Below are 18,450 nucleotides of genomic sequence, written 5' to 3' on the forward strand. Positions count from 1 at the left end.
TCGGTGAAAACTGCTCCCCCTGGAGGACCGCGTGAGTATTGACCAGACTGAACTGAGGACCGGCCCGGCCGGCGCACCTGCCGCCGCGGCTTCCCGGCTGCGGATCCGGCCCGGGCGCTGGGTGGACGGCTGGGACCCGGAAGACAAGCAGCTCTGGGAAACCGAGGGCCGTGCCCTGGCCACGGTCAACCTGCGCTGGTCCATCTTCTGCGAGTTCCTCGGCTTCGTGGTCTGGCAGCTCTGGTCCATCATGGCCGTGCAGTTGCCGGCGGCAGGCTTCGACTTCAGCACGTCGCAGATCTTCTGGCTGATCTCGATCCCCAGCCTGGTCGGGGCGACGCTGCGGATCCCGTACACCTTCATGGTCCCGCGCTTCGGCGGCCGGAACTGGACCGTCGTGTCGGCGCTGCTGCTGCTGGTCCCCTCGATCGGGCTGGCGCTGTGCGTGGCCAATCCGCAGACGCCGTTCGCCGTGATGTTGCTGGTGGCGGGCCTTGCCGGGTTCGGTGGCGGCAACTTCGCCAGCTCGATGGCCAACATCACTTACTTCTACCCCGCCGCGGAGAAGGGCTACGCGCTGGGCCTCAACGCGGCCGGCGGCAACCTCGGCGCCGCGGTGGCGCAACTGGTAGTCCCGCTGGCGATCACGCTGGGCGCCGCCGCCTCCGTGAACCTGCCGCTGGGCGGGCTGATCTGGGTGCCGCTGATCCTGGTGGCCGCGTGGGGCGCCCGGAAGTACATGCACAACCTCTCGCATGCCAAGGGCGACCTGGCCGGCTCGGTCGCGGCGCTGCGCGAGCCGCATCTGTGGATTATGGCCCTGCTGTACATCGGCACCTTCGGGTCCTTCATCGGGTTCTCGGGCGTCTTCCCGAAGCTGATCAATGACATGTTCCCCGCGTTCTCCTCCTTCGCGGTGGGCACGGCGGCGCTATCGCTGGCCTTCCTGGGCCCGCTGGTCGGCTCGCTGACCCGTCCGCTCGGCGGAAAGCTGGCGGACCGGTTCGGCGGCGCAAGGATGACGGTGGCGGCGTTCGCGACGATGGCGGTGATCGCCCTGGCCGTGGTCTGGACCCTGCCGCTGGGCAACTTCTGGCTGTTCCTGTCGCTGTTCCTCGCGCTGTTCACGGCCAGCGGGTTCGGCAACGGCGCGACCTACCGGATGATCCCGAGGATCTTCGCGATCCGCGGGCACCAGCTGGCCGGTGTGCGGGGCAGCGGCAAGGTGGACAGCCAGCGCAAGTCTTCCGCGGCGCTCGGTTTGATCTCCGCCATCGGCGCCTACGGCGGCTTCGTGATTCCCCAGGTGCTCAGCGCCTCGCACGCAGCCGGGGGCAATTACAACGGGGCGTTCTACGGGTTCGTGGCGGCCTACGTGCTGATGCTCGCGGTGACCTGGTTCTGCTACCTGCGGCCGGGATCCGTCATGGCCAAGGGCGGCGTCTGATGGGCACCGCGACGCACTGCCCGTACTGCGCGCTGCAGTGCGCCATGCGCCTGTCGCCCGCCGGCGGTTCCGCTAACGACGGCGGGATGGCGGCTTCCGCGGGCAGGTCCGGGGTGCCGGCTTCCGCGCACGACGGCGGGATGGCGGCTTCCGCGGGCAAGCCCGGGCTGGCGGTGGCCGGGCGGGATTTCCCGACCAACCGAGGCGGCCTGTGCCGCAAGGGCTGGTCGTCCAGTACGCTGCTGAATTCGCCGGAGCGCCTGACCGCTCCCCTGCTGCGCGGTGACGACGGGAGCTTCCGGCCGATCGGCTGGGAAGAGGCGCTCGACCTCGCCGCCGGTGCCGTCCGCAGCACCCAGGCGATGCACGGGCAGGATGCGGTGGGCGTGTTCGGCAGCGGCGGCCTCACGAATGAGAAGGCGTACCAGCTCGGAAAGTTCGCGCGGCTGGCGCTGCGGACCTCGCGGATCGACTACAATGGCCGGTTCTGCATGTCGTCGGCGGCAGCCGCGGGGAACCGGGCCTTCGGCCTGGACCGCGGCCTGCCTTTTCCGCTGGAGGATCTGGACGGCGCGGGCACCATCATGCTGCTGGGCTCCAACGTTGCCGACACCATGCCGCCTTTCGTGCAGCATCTCCAGGGCGCCCGCGATGCCGGCGGCCTGATCGTGGTCGATCCGCGGCGCTCCGCCACGGCCGCGCTGACCGGCTCCGGGGCCGGGCTGCACCTGGCTCCGACACCGGGAACCGACATGGTCCTGCTGATGGGCATCGCGCACGTGGTGCTGCAGGAAGGGCTCGCCGACACGGACTACATCGCCCGGCGCACCTCCGGCTTCGAGGAGCTGCGCCGCAGCCTCAACCGCTGGTGGCCCGCCCGGGTGCAGGAGGTCACCGGAGTGCCGGTCGCGCTGATCCGCGAGACGGCGCACCGGTTGGCCGGTGGTGTGCGCCAAGCCGCCGCGGGGAACGGGACCGGGGGAACCTACATCCTGACCGGGCGCGGGGTGGAGCAGCACGTCGACGGCACCGACACTGCCACGGCCGCCATCAACCTGGCCCTACTGCTCGGGCTGCCCGGCAGCGCCCACAGCGGCTACGGAACGCTCACCGGGCAGGGCAACGGCCAGGGCGGACGGGAGCACGGCCAGAAGGCGGACCAGCTGCCCGGTTACCGCAAGATCACGGATCGGGCGGCCCGCGAGCATGTCGCCGCGGTCTGGGGTGTCCAGCCCGAGGACCTGCCCGGCCCGGGCGTTCCCGCCGTCGAGATGCTGATGTCGCTCGGGCGGCCCGGCGGTGTCCGCTGCCTCTTTGTCCATGGTTCCAACGTGGCCGTTTCCGCCCCCGATGCCAACGCGGTGATCGCCGGCCTGCAGCGGTTGGACTTCCTCGTGGTTGCCGACTTCTTCATGTCGGAGACCGCCGCCGAAGCGGACCTGGTCCTGCCGGTCCTGCAGTGGGCCGAGGAAGAGGGCACGATGACGAACCTCGAGGGCCGGGTGCTGCGGCGCCGCGCCGCCATCGAGCCGCCAGCAGGCGCCCGCTCCGAGTTGTGGATCATGTCCGAACTGGCGCGGCGGCTGGGGGCGCCCTCGGACTTCAGCACCGATCCCGAAACCGTCTTCGACGAGCTTGCCCGGGCGTCTGAGGGCGGGCCGGCCGACTACTCCGGCCTCAGCTACCCCCTGCTGGACTCCGGCGCCGCAGCCTACTGGCCTTACCCGGCAGGCTCGGCCGGTACCCGGAGGCTGTTCGGGGACGCCTTCGCCCATGCGGACGGACGTGCCCGGCTGATCGCAGTGGCTCCGGCCGCGCCGCCGGACGAGCTGCACCGGCCGGGCGAGCTGATCCTTGCCACCGGGCGCCTGCTGGAGCATTACCAGTCCGGCACCCAAACGCGGCGGGTCACTGAGCTGGCCGCCGCGCAGCCCGAGCTCGCGCTGCAGATCCATCCGGTGACCGCGCACCGGCTGGGCATCGAGGCCGGAGACCGGCTCGCGATCGGCAACGGGCGCGGTTCGGTCACCGGCGTGGCCGACCTTACCCAGGACATCCGCCCGGACACTGTCTTCCTGCCCTTCCACTTCCCCGGCGGCCAGAGCGCCAACCGGCTCACCCCCGCCGCCACCGATCCGGTCTCCGGCATGCCCGAATTCAAAACCAGCTCCGTGAGCGTACGCGTGCTGGAGAAAGCGGGTGCACTGTGACGCGCCAACCCGAGCGGATCGCCGTCGTCGGCTTCGGTCCCGTAGCCGCCCGCCTGGTGGACGAACTGCTCCCCGCGGCGGGCGAGGGGCTGATAAGGCTCACCGTGATCGGCGCGGAGACCGAGGCTGCCTACAACCGGGTCCTGGTGGCCGATGTTGGAGTTGGGCGGACCGCGGCCGAGGCGATCGCGCTGGCGGACGAGGCCGACCTGCGCCGCCACGGGGCCATCGTCCGCCTGGGCCGGACGGTGCGGCGCATCGACCGGCCGCGCCGGCAACTGCTGCTCGACGATGGCAGCGTCGAGCCATACGACCGGCTTGTGCTGGCCACCGGCGCCCGCCCGGTGGTCCCGACGCTGACCGGTCTCAACCCGGATCCTTCCGCCCTGCACCTGCTCCCGCCGGGCGTGACGGCGCTGCGCGACCTGCGCGATGCCGCCCGGCTGCGGCACGTGGTCGCCGCGGGCGGAGAGGTCATCGTGCTCGGCGGAGGGATCCTGGGCATCGAGGCCGCGCTCGCGGCTGCCGACGAGGGCGCATCGGTCACGGTGGTCCATCATGGTCCGCGGCCGCTGGGACGGAGCATCGATGCAGGGGGCGGAGCCGTGCTCGCTGGGGCGCTGCGGGACCGGGGTATCAAGCTGGTCTCCAACACCCGCTCGTCCGGCATCCGCTTCCGCAACCAGCCCGGGGGCCGGCACCGGTTCGACGCGCTGGTCCTCGACGACGGCAGCGAATTGCCGGCCGACCTGCTGCTGCTCTCCTGCGGCGTCCGACCGCGAACCGCCCTCGCCGACGGCTGCGGGCTCGCCGTCGACACCGGCATCGTGGTCAACCACCGGCTTGAGGCAGACGTCGAAAGCCGCGTCTTCGCGATCGGCGACTGCGCCCAGGTCAATTGCGGGCAGGACGGCTGCCCGGAGTGCGGTCCCGGTTCCGGCGCGCCGCTGGGACTGCTTGGCCCGGGCTGGCGCCAGGCCGAGTTCCTCGCCGGACAGCTGCTCGCCGCTGCCGCCGCAGGCGGCACGCCACCCGGAGGGGAACAGCCCGCGGCCGACAGGCGGCCGCCCGGAACGGAACGGCATGGTCCGGACAGGCTGCCGGCCGAGCGCCCGCCGGTGATCCTCCTCAAAGCGCGCGGGGTGGACATGGCGTCCGCGGGCGACGTGGGCGCCGAACTCTGGGACGACGTGCCGCACGAACCGGGCACCGCCCCGCGGCACGTTTCGCAGTGGGCAGACCCGGAACACGGACGGTACGCCAAGATGGTCACCCGCGGCGGTGTGCTCGAGGGCCTCGTCTGCGTGGGCATGCCGAGGACTGCGGCCGAACTCGTGCTGCTCTTCGAGCGCGGAGCGGAACTGCCGGCCGACCGGACGGCGATGTTCCGGCTCGATGCGGTCGAAGCACTGCCGGACAGCGCCGGGCCTGCCGATCCCGACTCGACGCTATGCCGCTGCACCGGAGCAACGCTCGGCAGCGTCGAGGACGCCATTACGGGCGGCTGCTCTACGACTGAGGAGGTGTCCGCCTGTACGCGGGCCGGCACCGGCTGCGGCGGCTGCAGGTCCCGGATCAAGGAACTCATCGAGGCACACCGCGGGCTGGAGGCCGCACCGGCCGGCTAGGCGGAGAGGGCAGCCCGGACGGCGCGGCCTTCGGGGTGTTCTGCGGCTGGGACTGACGCCGGAGGGTGAACAGGTGCCTGCGGGCGGCTCCCCCGCCGGCGAGCGCGGTGCCGAGCACGGCGGAGCTGGCGGCGACCGACGGGTCCCGGCTGCCTTCCAGCTGCCGCGCGCCGGCAACGTAGTTGGCGAAGTCATGCCCGGGACCCAGGCCTGCGCCTTCGCCCTCCGGGGTGGCTACCCTGCCCGTCAGGGTGACCGTGACACGGTCCCGGGTGTCCGGGTTCGGCTGGCCGTCCGCGCCGGGAACCCAGTCCTGGACATGTTCGAGGTGCAGTCCGCCGGTTCCGTCCGGGATCGCCGTCCCGCCGACGGGCGAGCCCGCAGTCACCACGTACGCCACATCATGGCGCGCCCGGAACTCTTCGCTGGCGGCAAGGTTCGCGGCATGCATTCCGCCCTGGCTGTAGCCGACCAGCACCACGGGGTCTCCGGCGGCGGCGCCGGCGTCGGAGAGCGCCCGGGAGACCGCCTCCGCGGTGTGCCGGCTGTTCCCCGCGAGCGCTTCGGCCACGCCGGTCTCGTCGAACGGATTGGCCGTGGCCTCGGCCGCCCCCGACGCTTGGGTGCCCGGCAGCGTGACGACCCAGCGGGCTCCTTCCGGCGTCCGGACCTCGAGGATCTCGATGGTCCCCGGTCCCGCGTCGGCTGCCGCTTCGGCCCGTTCCAGCAGGGCCGCGGCGGTCGGCTCGAGCCTGATTTCGCCGGCGGGCCGGGCGGTCTTCGCCACGGAGACCGGAGCCGCCCGCAGCAGCCCGAAGGAGTTGGCACTGCCGACCAGCGCGGCCGCTGCTTCCCGCGGGGAGGCTGCAGCGGAAGACCTGCCGGCCAGCGCCAGCAGGGACGGCGGCAGCCCCATCAGCGCCCCCAGGGTAGCCGGACCGTGGACGATCGCCAGCTCCGCGCCGTCACGGGTCGGCCGGCCTTCGTTTCCGGCCATGCCAAGCGGAGTGCTGACCCACCAGGTGGCTCCGTGCACCTGGTCCATGCCCCACGCGGCCGCTTCTTCGGCGAGGCGGTAGGCGGCGTGGGCAGCAGCGACCTCCCCGGCCAGGTCCCTGATCTCCGTGATGGACCTGCCCAGCACCTCTGCCGCCTCCGATACCGCGGCTTGCGCCGCCACCCGCGAGGGCAACCAGGCCAGGCGCGGGTCCTGAAGTGCCAGCTGGACCAGCACAAGGTCCCCGTAGGCGGCGTCGGCATCATCCGCCACCGCGCCCAGTTTGGCCGCGGCATCGCTGAGTTCCTGCCACTGGAACTTCATCCCGCCCACGCCGCCGCGGACGCTGAAGGCTCCGCCGGGATCCGGCGGCTTCGGCCAGCCTGTGTACCCGCCTGCCCCGGGCTGGAGCACGTGCCCCGTCATGAAAAAGGATCGACGGGCGACGCTGCGGCGGCTTGGCCGAACGCGTCCACAGCCGCCGCGGCCTCCGCCACCTCGGCTGCGGCCCGGTCGAGCCGCAGCCTGCGCAGCTGCAGGCTTTCCCGGAAGGCACGGCCCGCCGGCGAAACCCACGCTTCCAGTTCCAGCCCGTCCAGCTCGCCGTTCAGCCTCAGCAGTTCATCCTCGCAGCTGAACAGCTTTTGTGCCGCCGCCCTGACGCCGTCGGCACCGCCCGCCAGTCCCGGCGTCGTACTTACCCAAAGACCGCACATGATGTCTCCTCTCCGATGCCACCACGCTAGGCACCGGGCTCCTCAGCGCACAGGCGGCCGGTTCCGCTATGTCGAAAACCCGATGCCAAGGCCTCCTGTGGAGGCGGGGTCATCGATCCGCCGGGCAGGCACGGTCATGGAAGAATGAAGGGCATGTCTGAAACTTCCCGCGTCTCACTCGCAGAACTCACCCCCGGCATCATGCTCGGCCCGCTGGACGGCCGCTACCGCTCAGCCGTCGCTCCGCTGGTCGACTACCTGTCCGAGGCCGCGCTGAACCGGGACCGCGTGCATGTGGAGGTCGAGTGGCTGATCCACCTCACCGACCAGTCCGTGCTGCCCGGCACGAGCCCGCTGACCGAGGACCAGAAGTCCGCGCTGCGCCGGATCGTCACCGGATTCGACGCCGAATCCATCAAGGAACTCGCGGAGACCGAAGCCATCACCGTCCACGACGTGAAGGCCGTCGAGTACTTCATCGGCAACCGCCTGCCGGACATCGGGATCGGCCACCTGAAGTCGCTGGTCCACTTCGGCTGCACCTCGGAAGACATCAACAATCTCTCCTACGCCGTGGGCATCAAGGGCGCGGTCGAGCAGGTGTGGCTGCCCGCGGCCCGCGCCCTGGTCGGACAGTTCGCGGCGATGGCCCAGGAGCACCGGGACGTGCCGATGCTCTCCCGCACGCACGGCCAGCCCGCCACGCCCACCAGCCTCGGCAAGGAACTGGCGGTCATCGCCCACCGGCTCGACCGCCAGCTGGACCGGATCGCGCGCACCGAGTACCTGGGCAAGATCAACGGCGCCACCGGCACCTACGCGGCGCACTACGCCTCGGTCCCCGGCGCGGACTGGCAGGCCGTTTCCCGCAGCTTCGTCGAGGGCCTGGGCCTGACCTGGAACCCGCTGACCACGCAGATCGAGTCGCACGACTGGCAGGCCGAGCTGTACGCCGACATGGCCCGGTTCAACCGGATCCTGCACAACGCCTGCACGGACATCTGGAGCTACATCTCGATCGGCTACTTCGCGCAGGTTCCGGTGGAGGGCGCCACGGGCTCCTCCACGATGCCGCACAAGGTCAACCCGATCCGATTCGAAAACGCCGAGGCCAACCTCGAGATCTCCTGCGGGCTGCTGGACACCCTCGCCGCCACGCTGGTCACCTCCCGCTGGCAGCGCGACCTGACGGACTCGTCGTCGCAGCGCAACATCGGCGTCGCCTTCGGCCACTCCCTGCTGGCCATCTCCAACGTGGCGAAGGGGCTCGATCGGCTCAACGTCCCCGCCGACGTCCTGGCGGCGGACCTGGACCAGAACTGGGAGGTCCTGGGCGAGGCCATCCAGATGGTGATGCGGGCCGAGGCAATCGCCGGCGTCGAGGGCATGGAGAACCCGTACGAGCGGCTGAAGGAGCTCACCCGCGGGCACCGCGTGGACGCCGAGCGCATGAAGGAATTCGTCTCCGGCCTGGGCCTCAGCGCCGACGCCGAGGCGCGCCTGCTCGCGCTGACCCCGTCCACCTACAACGGCATCGCCGGCCGGCTGGTGGACCACCTCAAGTAGCCCAAGCCAGAGGGAAAGTACGACGCCGGGACGCAACTTCCGGCGTCGTACTTCTGTTTGGGAATCGTTCAACCAGGCGGCAACCTTCCGGCCATCTTCGGTGTCTACGGTCGAAACTCCGGCCCGCGGGTCCTCCCCAGACCCCGCCGCATCGCGGCTGCCAGTGGCCGGATGCACGAAAGGCACCTGATGAGCACCAACTCCCCCAACCTCGGACGCCGCGGCCTGATCGCCGGAGGCTCTGCAGCAATCCTCGCCGGCATGCTGGCCTCGACCCCCGGGGCCAGCGCCGCGGTTTCGTCCCAGCGCCCGGGCCGCGCCGGGATGCCGCTGGCGTTCGGCAGCGACGGCAAGTTCCGCATCGTCCAGTTCAACGACACCCAGGACGGCCCGCGCACGGACCGCCGGACCATCGAGTTCATGGGCAAAGTGCTGGACGCCGAAAAGCCCGGGTTCGCCCTGATCAACGGCGACGTCATCAACGGCTCGCCCAAGAGCGCGCAGGAAGTGCGCCAGTCCATCAACAACGTGGTCCAGCCGATGGAGTCCCGCGGCGTCAAGTGGGCGCTCACCTTCGGCAACCATGACGAGGATTCGATGGAGAACGGCACCGGGATGACCGAGGCCAAGATGCTCGAGTTCGTCCGCGGATACGAGCACAACGTCAACGCCGGGCCGGAAAAGGGCGTCGAGGGCTCCTCCAACGCGCAGTTGCTGATCCGTTCGGGCAGCAGCAGCAAGCCGGCCTTCGGCATCTGGCTGCTGGACTCCGGCCGGTACGCCCCGGACACGCTCGGCGGGCAGGACTTCCACGGGCTGATGGGCTACGACTGGGTCCGCCCGAGCCAGATCCAGTGGTACCGGGACACCTCGCTGGCCACGGAACGGAAGTACGGCAAGGTCCAGTCCCTGATGTTCTTCCACATCCCGCTCTTCGAGCACCACCACATGTGGTTCGGCTCCCAGTTCAGCTCGAACGACGCCGACCACGCTGCCGCAGTGAAGAAGCACGGCATCGTCGGGGTCAAGAACGAAGAAGTCTACACGGGCGCGTTCAACTCCGGGCTTTATGCCGCGCTGCAGGAACGCGGGGACGTCCGCGGCGTGTTCGTCGGCCACGACCACATCAACACGTACTCGGGCGACTACTTCGGCATCGAGCTGGGCTACGGACCGGGAACGGGCTTCGGCACCTACGGGCTCGGCGGGGATAAGGAACACCACCTGCGCGGCGCTCGGGTATTCGAGCTGGATGAGAAGGCCGAGCGCGTTTACACGGCCACCCGGACGGTGTTCGCGAAGGACCTCGGCATCGACATGGACCCGAAAAAGCAGCCGCTGGACGGGCCGCTCCCGCTGCCCTAGGCGTGAGCCTGCTCACTCGATTCGTCAGATGGACACTCCGCGCGCTAATGTTGATTCCACGCCGCGGGGTGGAGCAGTTCGGTAGCTCGCCGGGCTCATAACCCGGAGGTCACAGGTTCAAATCCTGTCCCCGCAACTTCCACGATAGAACCCCGGCCCGGTCTCCCGGGCCGGGGTTCTATCGTTTTTACTGCTTGCCCGACGGCGGATTGCCCGCCACAGTTAACCCGTACCGCTGGCCTGAGCCGGCGCAAAGGCCGTCCAAGCGGCCGCCGAACCGGCCGGGGCGAGGGCCGGGTTTGCCGCACCGCACGCGTGCTGCGCCAAGGAGCGCGGCCCTTCCTCAAGCATTGCGGCCAGAGTTCGAGGACCGCGGGCACCGCCCGCGAGAGATGGAGCATGTATGGCTAAGGTTGAGCAGACACCGACTCCGGACAACGAGCCGACGAAGGCACTCGTTGAACGCGAGCGCTTCGGCGGAACCGATCGACGCAGGAACCACGATCCTGAGATCGAGGCCAGGCGTCCTCCCATTTCCAGCACCGAGCTGAGCAAGGGACCAACGGAACTCGTCGAGAGCCCCAGACCACGGGTCAACTGGCGGGTCTTCATCATTTCCTCGATCGTCGTCGTCCTGTTTTCGTTGTGGGCGATGCTCGCGCCGACGACCGCGGCCAGCACCATGCACTCCGTGGTCACCTGGATCGCCACCAACCTGGGCTGGTACTACGTCGTAACGGTCACCCTCGTCATCATTTTCGTCCTGTGGGTAGCCCTCTCCAAGGAGGGCAGCGTCCGGCTCGGCCCCGACCACTCGCGTCCGCAATACCGCCTGTTCACCTGGGTCGCCATGCTGTTTGCCGCAGGCGTGGGCATCGACATGCTCTTCTATTCGGTGACCGGCCCGATCACCCAATACATCACGCCCCCGTCAGCTACTCCCGAGTCGGCGGCGGCCGCCCAGGACGCGGTCGTCTGGACCATGTTCCATTACGGCGTCGCCGGCTGGTCGATGTATGCGCTGCTCGGCATGGCGATGGGTTACTTCGCCTACCGGTGGGGGATGCCGCTGTCCATCCGGGCAGCCCTGTACCCGCTGCTGGGCAGGCGGGTCCGCGGTGCGACCGGCGACGTGATCGACATTTTCGCCCTGGTGGGCACGGTGTTCGGCGTGGCCACCTCGATGGGAATCGGCGTCGTCCTGCTCAACGTCGGCTTCAGCTGGCTGTTCGGGCTAGAGGAAGGCCTGGCCCTGCAGATCGCCCTCGTGCTCGTCGCCGTGATCATGACCATCGCCGCCTGCACGTCCGGCGTCGACAAGGGGATCCGGCTGATCTCCGAGCTCAACCTCTGGTCCGCCGGCGCGATGATGCTCTACATCCTCGTCACCGGCAAGACGTCGTTCCTGCTCAACGCCATGGTCGAAAACATCGGCCGCTTCGTCTTCACCCTTCCCGAGCGCACCCTGCAGACCCTGGCCTACGAGGAAGGCGGCTCGGAGTGGATGGCCGGCTGGACCTTGTTCTTCTGGGCGTTCTGGCTGGCCTGGGGGCCGTTCGTCGGGCTCTTCCTGGCGCGCATCTCACGGGGCCGGACCCTGCGTGAGTTCGTCATCGCCGCCATCACCGCTCCGGTCCTTTGCGACTTCTTCATTGTCTCGATCTTCGGCAACAGCGCCATGAGCGAGGTGCTCGGAGGGAACAAGGAGTTCGCGCAGCTCGCCATCGACAGCCCGGAACACGGCTGGTACGCACTGCTGGAGATGTTCCCGGGAGCGCCCTTCCTGATCGGGCTGGCCACGTTGTCCGGCCTGCTGTTCTACCTCACCAGCGCCAACTCCGGCGCCATGGTCATGTCGAACTTCTCCTCCTCGATCCCCGACCCATCGATGGACGGAGCGAAGTGGCTGCGCATCTTCTGGGCGCTGGTCACGGCCTTCCTCACGGTGGCCATGCTCGTGGCGGGCGGCGTGACGACCATGGAATACGCCACGCTGATCTTCGCCCTGCCGGTCACGATCATCGCGTATCTGGTGATGGCTTCCTTCTCGAAGGTGCTCCGGATGGAGCGGGCCGAGAGGGAGGGCCTGGTGCTGCGCCGCCGTTCTGCTGCCGCCCATGGCGGCCATGCTCCCGAGAAGACCTGGCGGCAGCGGCTTGCCGGTCTGCGCTCCTACCCGTCGAACAGGGCCGTGGCCCAGTTCGCCGCACGTGTCGTGAAGCCCGCCCTGCAGGACGTGGCCAGGGAATTCACGCAACTCGGCTACGAGGCCGAGCTGACGACCGCATCCAACGAGGAAACCGGCGTCGATGAGCACACCCTGGTGGTGAACATGGCAGACCACAGGAACTTCCACTACCAGGTGGCAGCCGTCGAGGCCCCGGTGCCGATGTTCGGCGCCCGCAGCATGTCGCGCGAGATCGACACCTACTACCGGCTCGAAGTGTTCACCCAGACGGGCACCGAGGGGTACGACCTCATGGGCCTGAGCCGGCAGCAGATTATCGACGACGTCCTCGACCGCTACGAGGCGCATCTGGCGTTCCTCAAGTACTCCAGCGAGCACGCCTACGCCTCGGTGCTCACCCCGGCGGTACCGCCGTCGACCGGGTCGACTCCGCACGTGGAGGCAAAGACCGAGGATCCCGAGCGGCCCGACGTTTAAGCACTCTCCATCTGCCCGAAACACTGGCGAAACCATGGCCGCCTAGCGTTGTTGGCATCACCTCTTCTACGGGTTGGAGGACAGGATGCACGGCAGCAGGCGGCTTATTTTCCGGCGGGTCCCCTGGGACAACCCGGTGGGCGCGGAACTGCGCAGGGCGCAGCAGGCGGAACTGGCCGCGCGCTTCGGGACGCCGGACCACGAACCGGGTCCGCCGCCGTCGGACGCGGACGTGGCGCTCTTCCTGATCGCGTATGAACGCTGCAGCGGACAACCGCTGGGCTGCGGCGGCATCCGCCATCTGGACGAAGCAACCGGGGAGATCAAGCGCGTCTATGTGCTCCCCTATGCCAGGGGCTCCGAAGTGGCCAGCTCCATCCTCGCGGTACTCGAGGACTGTGCCGCGGAGCTCGGGTATTCGGAGCTTCGGGCCGAGGCTGGCTCCGTCCAGGCCGATGGCATCAGGTTGTATGAGAGTTCCGGCTATGCGCGCGTACCGAACTTCGGCCCTTACGCGGAGGCGGCCACGTCCCGCTGCTTTGCCAAGGTCATCGGCGCGAGGACCCTGGCAGCCAGCGCCGCTTCATAGCCCGGAATCCGCCGGGGTTCCGCTACTGTCGTCCCTATGGAGAACGGCGACATCACCTTCCACACCCGCAAATGGGTGCGGCCCGAAGACCTCAATGCCAACGGCACCCTCTTCGGCGGCAGCCTGCTGCGGTGGATCGACGAGGAGGCGGCCATCTACGCCATCGTCCAGCTGGGCAACGGGATGGCGGTCACCAAGTACATGTCCGAAATCAATTTCGTCAGCTCGGCCCAGCAGGGCGACCTGATCGAGATGGGGCTGACGGCCACGGACTTCGGCCGGACCTCGCTGACGATGCGTGCCGAGGTGCGGAACATGTTCACCCGCCAGTCCATCCTGACGATCGAGAAAATCGTCTTCGTCAACCTCGGCGAGGACGGCAAGCCAGCCCCGCACGGCTACACCGAGATCACCTACTCCCGCGACCGCGTGCCGCGCCAGCACCTGGACCGCATGCCGCCGCGATAAACCGCGGCTGAATCGGGGCTGCAGTCCAGTGCCGTCAGGCGCTAGATGCGGATGTAGGCGGCGCCGCCGAATTGCCGTTGGGCGAGGTGGGCGACGGCGGCGGGGACCACGGCGATGCCCGGCGGCAGGGATGTTTCGTCGATTCCTGCCGTGCGGAGGCTGTTGCGGCACGCCGTCACCTTAGTGCCGCTTTCGGCGGCGAGGGCTCCGGCTTCCGCAGCCGCCGGGCCGGATCCGGCCAACTGGGTGACTACCGGTCCCTGCACGACGAGTTCGATCCTGGCCTCGGGCAACTCCGCGCGCGCATTACGCGCGACGCGCAAGGCTGCGGCAAGGTCGGGGAATGGCTGTGTCCCCGGGCCGCCCAGGTGAAGGACAAGATCGGCGTTCTCCATGCCGGTCACTTTAACAGGCTGCGGGTCAGCGCCCGAAGAGCTTCCTGAACCAGCCGAGGCCACTACCCGTGCGCGCAAGGGTGCCCTGCCGCCCCGCCACGCGGGAGCAGGTACAGCGCCGGGACTGCGGAACATTGCGCATCACCTGCTCCACATGGTTGCCGCAGCCGGCCCACGTCGCTTTTCCGCAGTGCCGGCACGTCGCCACTCTGCACACAACAGTCCTCCATCACGGTTCGTTAGAGGACACCGCGCTCGGTGCCCGCCTCCATTCTATATACCCCCATGGGTATTCGACGGTTTCGGGACGACACTTGCGGCATACCCCCGGAGGTATTATTGTTGATTCTGAAATATACCCCCGGGGGTACCGGGAGCCAACGACAAGGAGACGAGATGCTGCTCGAGCGAATCTATGACGAGGACCTGGCGCAGGCCGGCTACTTCATCGGCTGCCAGCGCAAGGGCGAGGCCGTGGTGGTCGATGCCCGCCGCGACATCGATGTGTACCTCGAGATGGCCAAGGCCAACGGGATGAAGATCGTCGCGGTCACCGAGACCCACATCCACGCCGACTATCTCTCCGGCACCCGTGAGCTCGCCGCGGCCACCGGCGCGGACATCTACGTCTCCGGCGAGGGCGGCACGGACTGGCAGTACGGCTTCGGCGCCGCGCGCCTCAACGACGGCGATGCGGTCTCGATCGGCAACATCACCGTCCAGGCCGTACACACCCCCGGGCACACCCCGGAACACCTGTCCTTCCTCGTCACCGACGGCGCATTCAGCGACCAGCCCGGCTACCTCCTCTCCGGCGACTTCGTCTTCGCGGGAGACCCGGGCCGGCCGGACCTGCTGGACGAGGCCGCCGGCGGCATCGACACCCGCTTCGAGGGCGCGAAGCAGCTCTTCGCCAGCCTGCGCACCAAGTTCCTGACCCTGCCCGACCACGTCCAGGTCTACCCCGGCCACGGCTCCGGCAGCGCCTGCGGCAAGGCTCTGGGCGCGATCCCGTCCACCACGGTCGGCTACGAACGTCTCTACTCCTGGTGGGGCAAGTACCTTGAAACCAACGACGAACAGGGCTTCATCGACGAGCTCCTCGACGGCCAGCCCGACGCCCACGCCTACTTCGGCCGGATGAAGCGCCAGAACCGCCTCGGCCCGGCCGTGATGGGCGACCGCGCACCGCTGCCCGAACTGGACAATCAGACCATTGCCGCAGACCTGGCCGCCGACAAGGTCACTTTCGTCGACACCCGCCCCAACACGCAGGTCCACGAAGGCACCGTGCCTGGCGCGCTGAACATCCCGGCCGGGAACAAGGCCGCCAGCTTCGGCGCCTGGGCCTACGACCCCGAGACCGACGACCGGCCCCTGGTCCTGCTGGCCCCGGACCAGGACGCGGCCCGCACCATGTGGGACCACCTGGTCCGCGTCGGCATCGACAACGTCGCCGGCTACACGACAAACCTGGACGGGCTGCCCACTGCGGTCCCGGCCCTGATCCAACCCGAGGAACTCGAGGGCTTCGACGCCGCCCTGGTCCTGGACGTGCGGAACAGGACCGAGCACACCGCCGGCCACATCCCCGGCTCCGACCAGCTCAGCGCCGGCCGTGTGCTCTGGAACCTGGACAAGCTCCCCTTCGACGGCACCATCGTGACCTACTGCCAGAGCGGGGTGCGCAACTCCGTCGCCGCCAGCGCCCTGCGCCGCGCCGGCTACAACGTCGTCGAACTCGACGGCAGCTACGCAGCCTGGGAAAACTTCCAGGCCACCCGCCAAACGGCCGCCATCCGCTAACCGACGAACACCACCGCACGGGCCCGCAGTCACTGCGGGCCCGTGGGCGTTATGATCGCCCCACTCCTGCGGAGGATAAAGATGGCCGACACACCAAAAGCCCCCTTGCCAGCCCTCGGACTGCGGGCCAACGCGGCACAGTTCACCCTACTGGTGGTAGTAAACGCACTGGTCGGCGGGATGGTCGGCCAGCAGCAGACCGTACTGCCGCTGCTGGCCACAGAGGACTTCGGACTGACAGGGTTCACCTTCATCTTCACCTACGTCGCGGCCTTCGGGGTGACGAAGGCGATCGCCAACTACTTCGCCGGAACGCTCTCCGACCGGCACGGCCGCAAGCCCGTCCTGCTCGCCGGCTGGCTGTTCGCGGTGCCCGTGCCGCTGATGCTGATCCTTGCCCCGAACTGGGGCTGGGTCATCGCCGCCAACGTGCTGCTGGGCATCAACCAGGGCCTGACCTGGTCCACCACCGTCGTGATGAAAATCGATCTGGTGGGTCCGCGGCAGCGCGGGCTGGCGCGCCGACGGGATGCACGACCACCTGCACCAGGACCTGGACAACCGGCAGATCCTGATCCAGACCAGCCTGCGGGAACCGGCGCTGTCGTCGGCAAGCCTGGCCGGACTAGTGAACAACCTCAATTTCGGCCTGTCCTGGGGCCTGTTCCCGCTGCTTTTCGCCACCGCCGGCCTGCCGGTGGAGCAGGTGGGCCTGCTCTTTGCCCTCTACCCGGGCGTGTGGGGCGCGGGACAACTGGTCACCGGAGCCCTCTCTGACAGGATCGGCCGCAAGCACCTCATCGCGGCCGGCATGAGGCTCCAGGCCGCGGCCCTGGCCATCATCGCAGCATCCGGTGCCTTCGGCGGCTGGGCCCTGGGAACCGTGCTGTTGGGAGCAGGGACCGCGATGGTTTATCCGACGCTCCTGGCGGTGGTCGGGGACGTGGCACACCCAGCCTGGCGCGGCCGGGCGGTCGGGGTCTATCGGATCTGGCGCGACCTCGGCTACGCCTTCGGTGCCATCCTCGGGGGCGTCATCGCCGACCGGTTGGGCCTGCACGCCGCCGTCTGGGCGGCAGCGGCCCTCAGCGCGGCGACTGCGGGCATCGTCGCTGCGAGGATGTACGAAACGCTGGCCTCCCGGCCGGGCTAAGGCACGGTCCCGGGCGGGCCCGGCGCGGCACCGCACCGAACAAAGCGACAGGCGGCCCTGGTCCGCATGGACCCGGCCGCCTGTCCGCCTTGCCGATCGTCTGGCTCAGGCCAGGGAGAGGAAGAGCTTTTCGAGGTCCTTCTTGTCGATGGAGTTGTCCTGCTTGGCCAGGCACTGCTCCAGGCCGGTCGAAATGATCACGAATCCTGCGCGGTCCAGCGCCTTTGACACGGCGGCCAACTGGGTGACCACGTCCTTGCAGTCGCGGCCTTCCTCCAGCATCCGTGTGACGGCGGCGAGCTGGCCGTGCGCGCGCTTGAGCCGATTGATCACCGGCGTGAGTTCTGTGGCATCCAGTTGCATCGTCTTCTCCTCGCGATAAAGGTCTCCTTCCATCGTATACCCCCTAGGGTGTCTTGCATACCCCTGGGGGTATATGCCAGACTTGTTAGGACACAACCCCCCCCTGGAAAGGAAACTTCCCCTTGGCTTCCGAAACCTCCACCGTGACCGCCCTCGACGCACCGACCCTTCGTGAATGGATGGACCGGCACGAGGACCTGGTCGTGATCGACGTCCGCTCCGCCGCCGAGTTCGAATCCCAGCACATCCGCGGCTCCTACAACGTGCCGCTGCCGCTGCTCTCCGAGCACACGGACGAACTCGCCGAACGCCTCGGCAAGCGCGTCGTCCTGGTCTGCCAGTCCGGCGTCCGCGCCGAGCAGGCCCGCCAGCGGCTGGTCACCGCCGGGCTCGGATCGGCCCGAGTGCTCACCGGCGGCGTACCGGCATTCGCCGCGGCGGGAGGCGACGTCGTCCGGGGTGCCCAGCGCTGGGACCTCGAGCGCCAGGTCCGGATGGCAGCCGGCACCCTCGTGGTCGGCGGCCTGCTGGCCGGCAAGTTCGTCTCCCCCAAGCTGCGACTGCTCGCCGGCGCCATCGGCACCGGCTTGACCTTCTCGGCCGCGACCAACACCTGCGCCATGGGCAACATGCTCTCCAAGATGCCCTGGAACAAGACCGCCGCCAAGCCCACCGCCGAAAGCGCAATCCGGCAACTGCCCGGCGCCTGAGCGACTTTCCCCTCAAGCCGGTTCCCGCCAGCCTTCATCCAAGGAACCCGCCATGGCCGAGACCACCATCCAGGACACCAACGACCGCCGCACCCGCGACCAGATCCTCGATGTCCGCGAGGATTTCGAAGTCGCCGAGGGAATGATCCCCGAAGCCCTGCACATCCCGATGGGCGACCTCAACCGCCGCCTGAACGAGCTCGACCGCAGCCGCCCCTTCATCGTGGTCTGCCGCAGCGGCAACCGCAGCGCCCGCGTCGCCGACGCGCTCAACACCGCCGGCTACACCGCCGACACCATGACCGGCGGCATGATCGCCTGGCAGCGCGCCGGCCTTCCCACCCGCTGACCCGCCTGCCGGCCCCTCCCACC

General features: G+C 69.0%; 16 protein-coding genes, 1 tRNA gene and 1 pseudogene. 13 read left to right on the plus strand and 5 right to left on the minus strand.

Going from position 1 to position 18,450, the window contains the following annotated elements; translation table 11 throughout:
* Window positions 1–52 precede the first annotated feature (52 nt).
* The 3 genes from OC550_RS15515 to OC550_RS15525 are packed head-to-tail and all read left to right on the plus strand — an operon-like array spanning window position 53 to window position 5,285.
* Entirely contained in the window at window positions 53–1,447 is a 1,395-nt protein-coding gene (locus OC550_RS15515) for an MFS transporter (protein WP_262107181.1), read from the plus strand.
* Entirely contained in the window at window positions 1,447–3,657 is a 2,211-nt protein-coding gene (locus OC550_RS15520; protein WP_262106818.1) for a molybdopterin oxidoreductase family protein, read from the plus strand. Before OC550_RS15515 ends, OC550_RS15520 begins: the two co-directional genes overlap by 1 nt.
* Window positions 3,654–5,285 (plus strand): FAD-dependent oxidoreductase, encoded by a 1,632-nt coding sequence (locus OC550_RS15525; protein WP_262106819.1) that lies wholly within the window; start codon window positions 3,654–3,656, stop codon window positions 5,283–5,285. The genes OC550_RS15520 and OC550_RS15525 overlap by 4 nt, the downstream gene beginning before the upstream one ends.
* On the opposite strand, the gene OC550_RS15530 is transcribed toward OC550_RS15525, so the two are convergent.
* Window positions 5,242–6,708: a hypothetical protein gene (locus tag OC550_RS15530; RefSeq protein ID WP_262106820.1), complete on the minus strand. Its 1,467-nt coding sequence runs from the start codon at window positions 6,706–6,708 to the stop codon at window positions 5,242–5,244. The two genes, OC550_RS15525 and OC550_RS15530, sit on opposite strands and share 44 nt — an antisense overlap.
* The gene (locus tag OC550_RS15535) at window positions 6,705–6,998 is read right to left on the minus strand and encodes a hypothetical protein (RefSeq protein WP_262106821.1); all 294 of its coding nucleotides are present in this window, start codon (window positions 6,996–6,998) and stop codon (window positions 6,705–6,707) included. The genes OC550_RS15530 and OC550_RS15535 overlap by 4 nt, the downstream gene beginning before the upstream one ends.
* A 153-nt stretch (window positions 6,999–7,151) precedes the next feature.
* On the opposite strand from OC550_RS15535, the gene purB reads away from it, so the two are divergent.
* From purB to OC550_RS15565, 6 genes are all read left to right on the plus strand, one after another.
* On the plus strand, window positions 7,152–8,564 hold the full coding sequence (gene purB, locus OC550_RS15540; protein ID WP_262106822.1) for an adenylosuccinate lyase: 1,413 nt from the start codon (window positions 7,152–7,154) through the stop codon (window positions 8,562–8,564).
* Window positions 8,565–8,753: 189 nt separating this feature from the next.
* Entirely contained in the window at window positions 8,754–9,929 is a 1,176-nt protein-coding gene (locus OC550_RS15545) for a metallophosphoesterase family protein (protein ID WP_262106823.1), read from the plus strand.
* Window positions 9,930–9,991: 62 nt separating this feature from the next.
* A tRNA-Met gene (locus tag OC550_RS15550) sits at window positions 9,992–10,065 on the plus strand.
* Window positions 10,066–10,332: 267 nt separating this feature from the next.
* Window positions 10,333–12,594, plus strand: a complete 2,262-nt coding sequence (gene betT / locus OC550_RS15555) for a choline BCCT transporter BetT (protein WP_262106824.1) — start codon at window positions 10,333–10,335, stop codon at window positions 12,592–12,594.
* Between the two features lie 85 nt (window positions 12,595–12,679).
* Window positions 12,680–13,183 carry a GNAT family N-acetyltransferase gene (locus OC550_RS15560; protein WP_262106825.1) on the plus strand — a complete coding sequence of 168 codons (504 nt, stop codon included), beginning with the start codon at window positions 12,680–12,682 and terminating at the stop codon, window positions 13,181–13,183.
* A 36-nt stretch (window positions 13,184–13,219) separates the two neighbouring features.
* Window positions 13,220–13,651: an acyl-CoA thioesterase gene (locus OC550_RS15565; RefSeq protein ID WP_262106826.1), complete on the plus strand. Its 432-nt coding sequence runs from the start codon at window positions 13,220–13,222 to the stop codon at window positions 13,649–13,651.
* Between the two features lie 41 nt (window positions 13,652–13,692).
* On the opposite strand, the gene OC550_RS15570 is transcribed toward OC550_RS15565, so the two are convergent.
* Both OC550_RS15570 and OC550_RS15575 read right to left on the minus strand, forming a co-directional pair.
* On the minus strand, window positions 13,693–14,046 hold the full coding sequence (locus OC550_RS15570) for a DsrE family protein (RefSeq protein ID WP_262106827.1): 354 nt from the start codon (window positions 14,044–14,046) through the stop codon (window positions 13,693–13,695).
* Window positions 14,047–14,071: 25 nt separating this feature from the next.
* The gene (locus OC550_RS15575; protein WP_262106828.1) at window positions 14,072–14,263 is read right to left on the minus strand and encodes a hypothetical protein; all 192 of its coding nucleotides are present in this window, start codon (window positions 14,261–14,263) and stop codon (window positions 14,072–14,074) included.
* A gap of 179 nt (window positions 14,264–14,442) precedes the next feature.
* Here OC550_RS15575 and OC550_RS15580 point away from each other — a divergent pair, with 179 nt between their 5' ends.
* Both OC550_RS15580 and OC550_RS15585 read left to right on the plus strand, forming a co-directional pair.
* Complete coding sequence (locus OC550_RS15580; RefSeq protein WP_262106829.1) at window positions 14,443–15,852, plus strand: MBL fold metallo-hydrolase; 1,410 nt, start codon at window positions 14,443–14,445, stop codon at window positions 15,850–15,852.
* Window positions 15,853–15,933: 81 nt separating this feature from the next.
* Window positions 15,934–17,005, plus strand: a pseudogene (locus tag OC550_RS15585) (MFS transporter).
* A 105-nt stretch (window positions 17,006–17,110) separates the two neighbouring features.
* Here the strand turns inward: OC550_RS15585 and OC550_RS15590 are convergent.
* A complete protein-coding gene (locus tag OC550_RS15590) occupies window positions 17,111–17,368 on the minus strand; it encodes a metal-sensitive transcriptional regulator (protein ID WP_262106830.1) in 258 nt (85 codons plus the stop codon).
* Window positions 17,369–17,547: 179 nt separating this feature from the next.
* Between OC550_RS15590 and OC550_RS15595 the strand changes: the two genes are divergently transcribed.
* Window positions 17,548–18,078 carry a rhodanese-like domain-containing protein gene (locus OC550_RS15595; protein WP_262107182.1) on the plus strand — a complete coding sequence of 177 codons (531 nt, stop codon included), beginning with the start codon at window positions 17,548–17,550 and terminating at the stop codon, window positions 18,076–18,078.
* Between the two features lie 52 nt (window positions 18,079–18,130).
* Window positions 18,131–18,427: a rhodanese-like domain-containing protein gene (locus OC550_RS15600; RefSeq protein ID WP_262106831.1), complete on the plus strand. Its 297-nt coding sequence runs from the start codon at window positions 18,131–18,133 to the stop codon at window positions 18,425–18,427.
* The last annotated feature ends 23 nt before the right edge of the window (window positions 18,428–18,450 follow it).

Origin of the sequence: Arthrobacter sp. Marseille-P9274 (assembly GCF_946892675.1) — a bacterium.
GTDB lineage: Bacteria > Actinomycetota > Actinomycetes > Actinomycetales > Micrococcaceae > Crystallibacter.

Excerpts from the sequence above, each read along its gene's own strand:
- OC550_RS15520 (WP_262106818.1), top strand. The coding sequence starts at position 1,447 with ATGGGCACCGCGACGCACTGCCCGTACTGCGCGCTGCAGTGCGCCATG.
- OC550_RS15530 (WP_262106820.1), bottom strand. The coding sequence starts at position 6,708 with ATGACGGGGCACGTGCTCCAGCCCGGGGCAGGCGGGTACACAGGCTGG.
- OC550_RS15535 (WP_262106821.1), bottom strand. The coding sequence starts at position 6,998 with ATGTGCGGTCTTTGGGTAAGTACGACGCCGGGACTGGCGGGCGGTGCC.
- purB (WP_262106822.1), top strand. The coding sequence starts at position 7,152 with ATGTCTGAAACTTCCCGCGTCTCACTCGCAGAACTCACCCCCGGCATC.
- OC550_RS15545 (WP_262106823.1), top strand. The coding sequence starts at position 8,754 with ATGAGCACCAACTCCCCCAACCTCGGACGCCGCGGCCTGATCGCCGGA.
- betT (WP_262106824.1), top strand. The coding sequence starts at position 10,333 with ATGGCTAAGGTTGAGCAGACACCGACTCCGGACAACGAGCCGACGAAG.
- OC550_RS15560 (WP_262106825.1), top strand. The coding sequence starts at position 12,680 with ATGCACGGCAGCAGGCGGCTTATTTTCCGGCGGGTCCCCTGGGACAAC.
- OC550_RS15565 (WP_262106826.1), top strand. The coding sequence starts at position 13,220 with ATGGAGAACGGCGACATCACCTTCCACACCCGCAAATGGGTGCGGCCC.
- OC550_RS15570 (WP_262106827.1), bottom strand. The coding sequence starts at position 14,046 with ATGGAGAACGCCGATCTTGTCCTTCACCTGGGCGGCCCGGGGACACAG.
- OC550_RS15580 (WP_262106829.1), top strand. The coding sequence starts at position 14,443 with ATGCTGCTCGAGCGAATCTATGACGAGGACCTGGCGCAGGCCGGCTAC.
- OC550_RS15590 (WP_262106830.1), bottom strand. The coding sequence starts at position 17,368 with ATGCAACTGGATGCCACAGAACTCACGCCGGTGATCAATCGGCTCAAG.
- OC550_RS15595 (WP_262107182.1), top strand. The coding sequence starts at position 17,548 with ATGGACCGGCACGAGGACCTGGTCGTGATCGACGTCCGCTCCGCCGCC.
- OC550_RS15600 (WP_262106831.1), top strand. The coding sequence starts at position 18,131 with ATGGCCGAGACCACCATCCAGGACACCAACGACCGCCGCACCCGCGAC.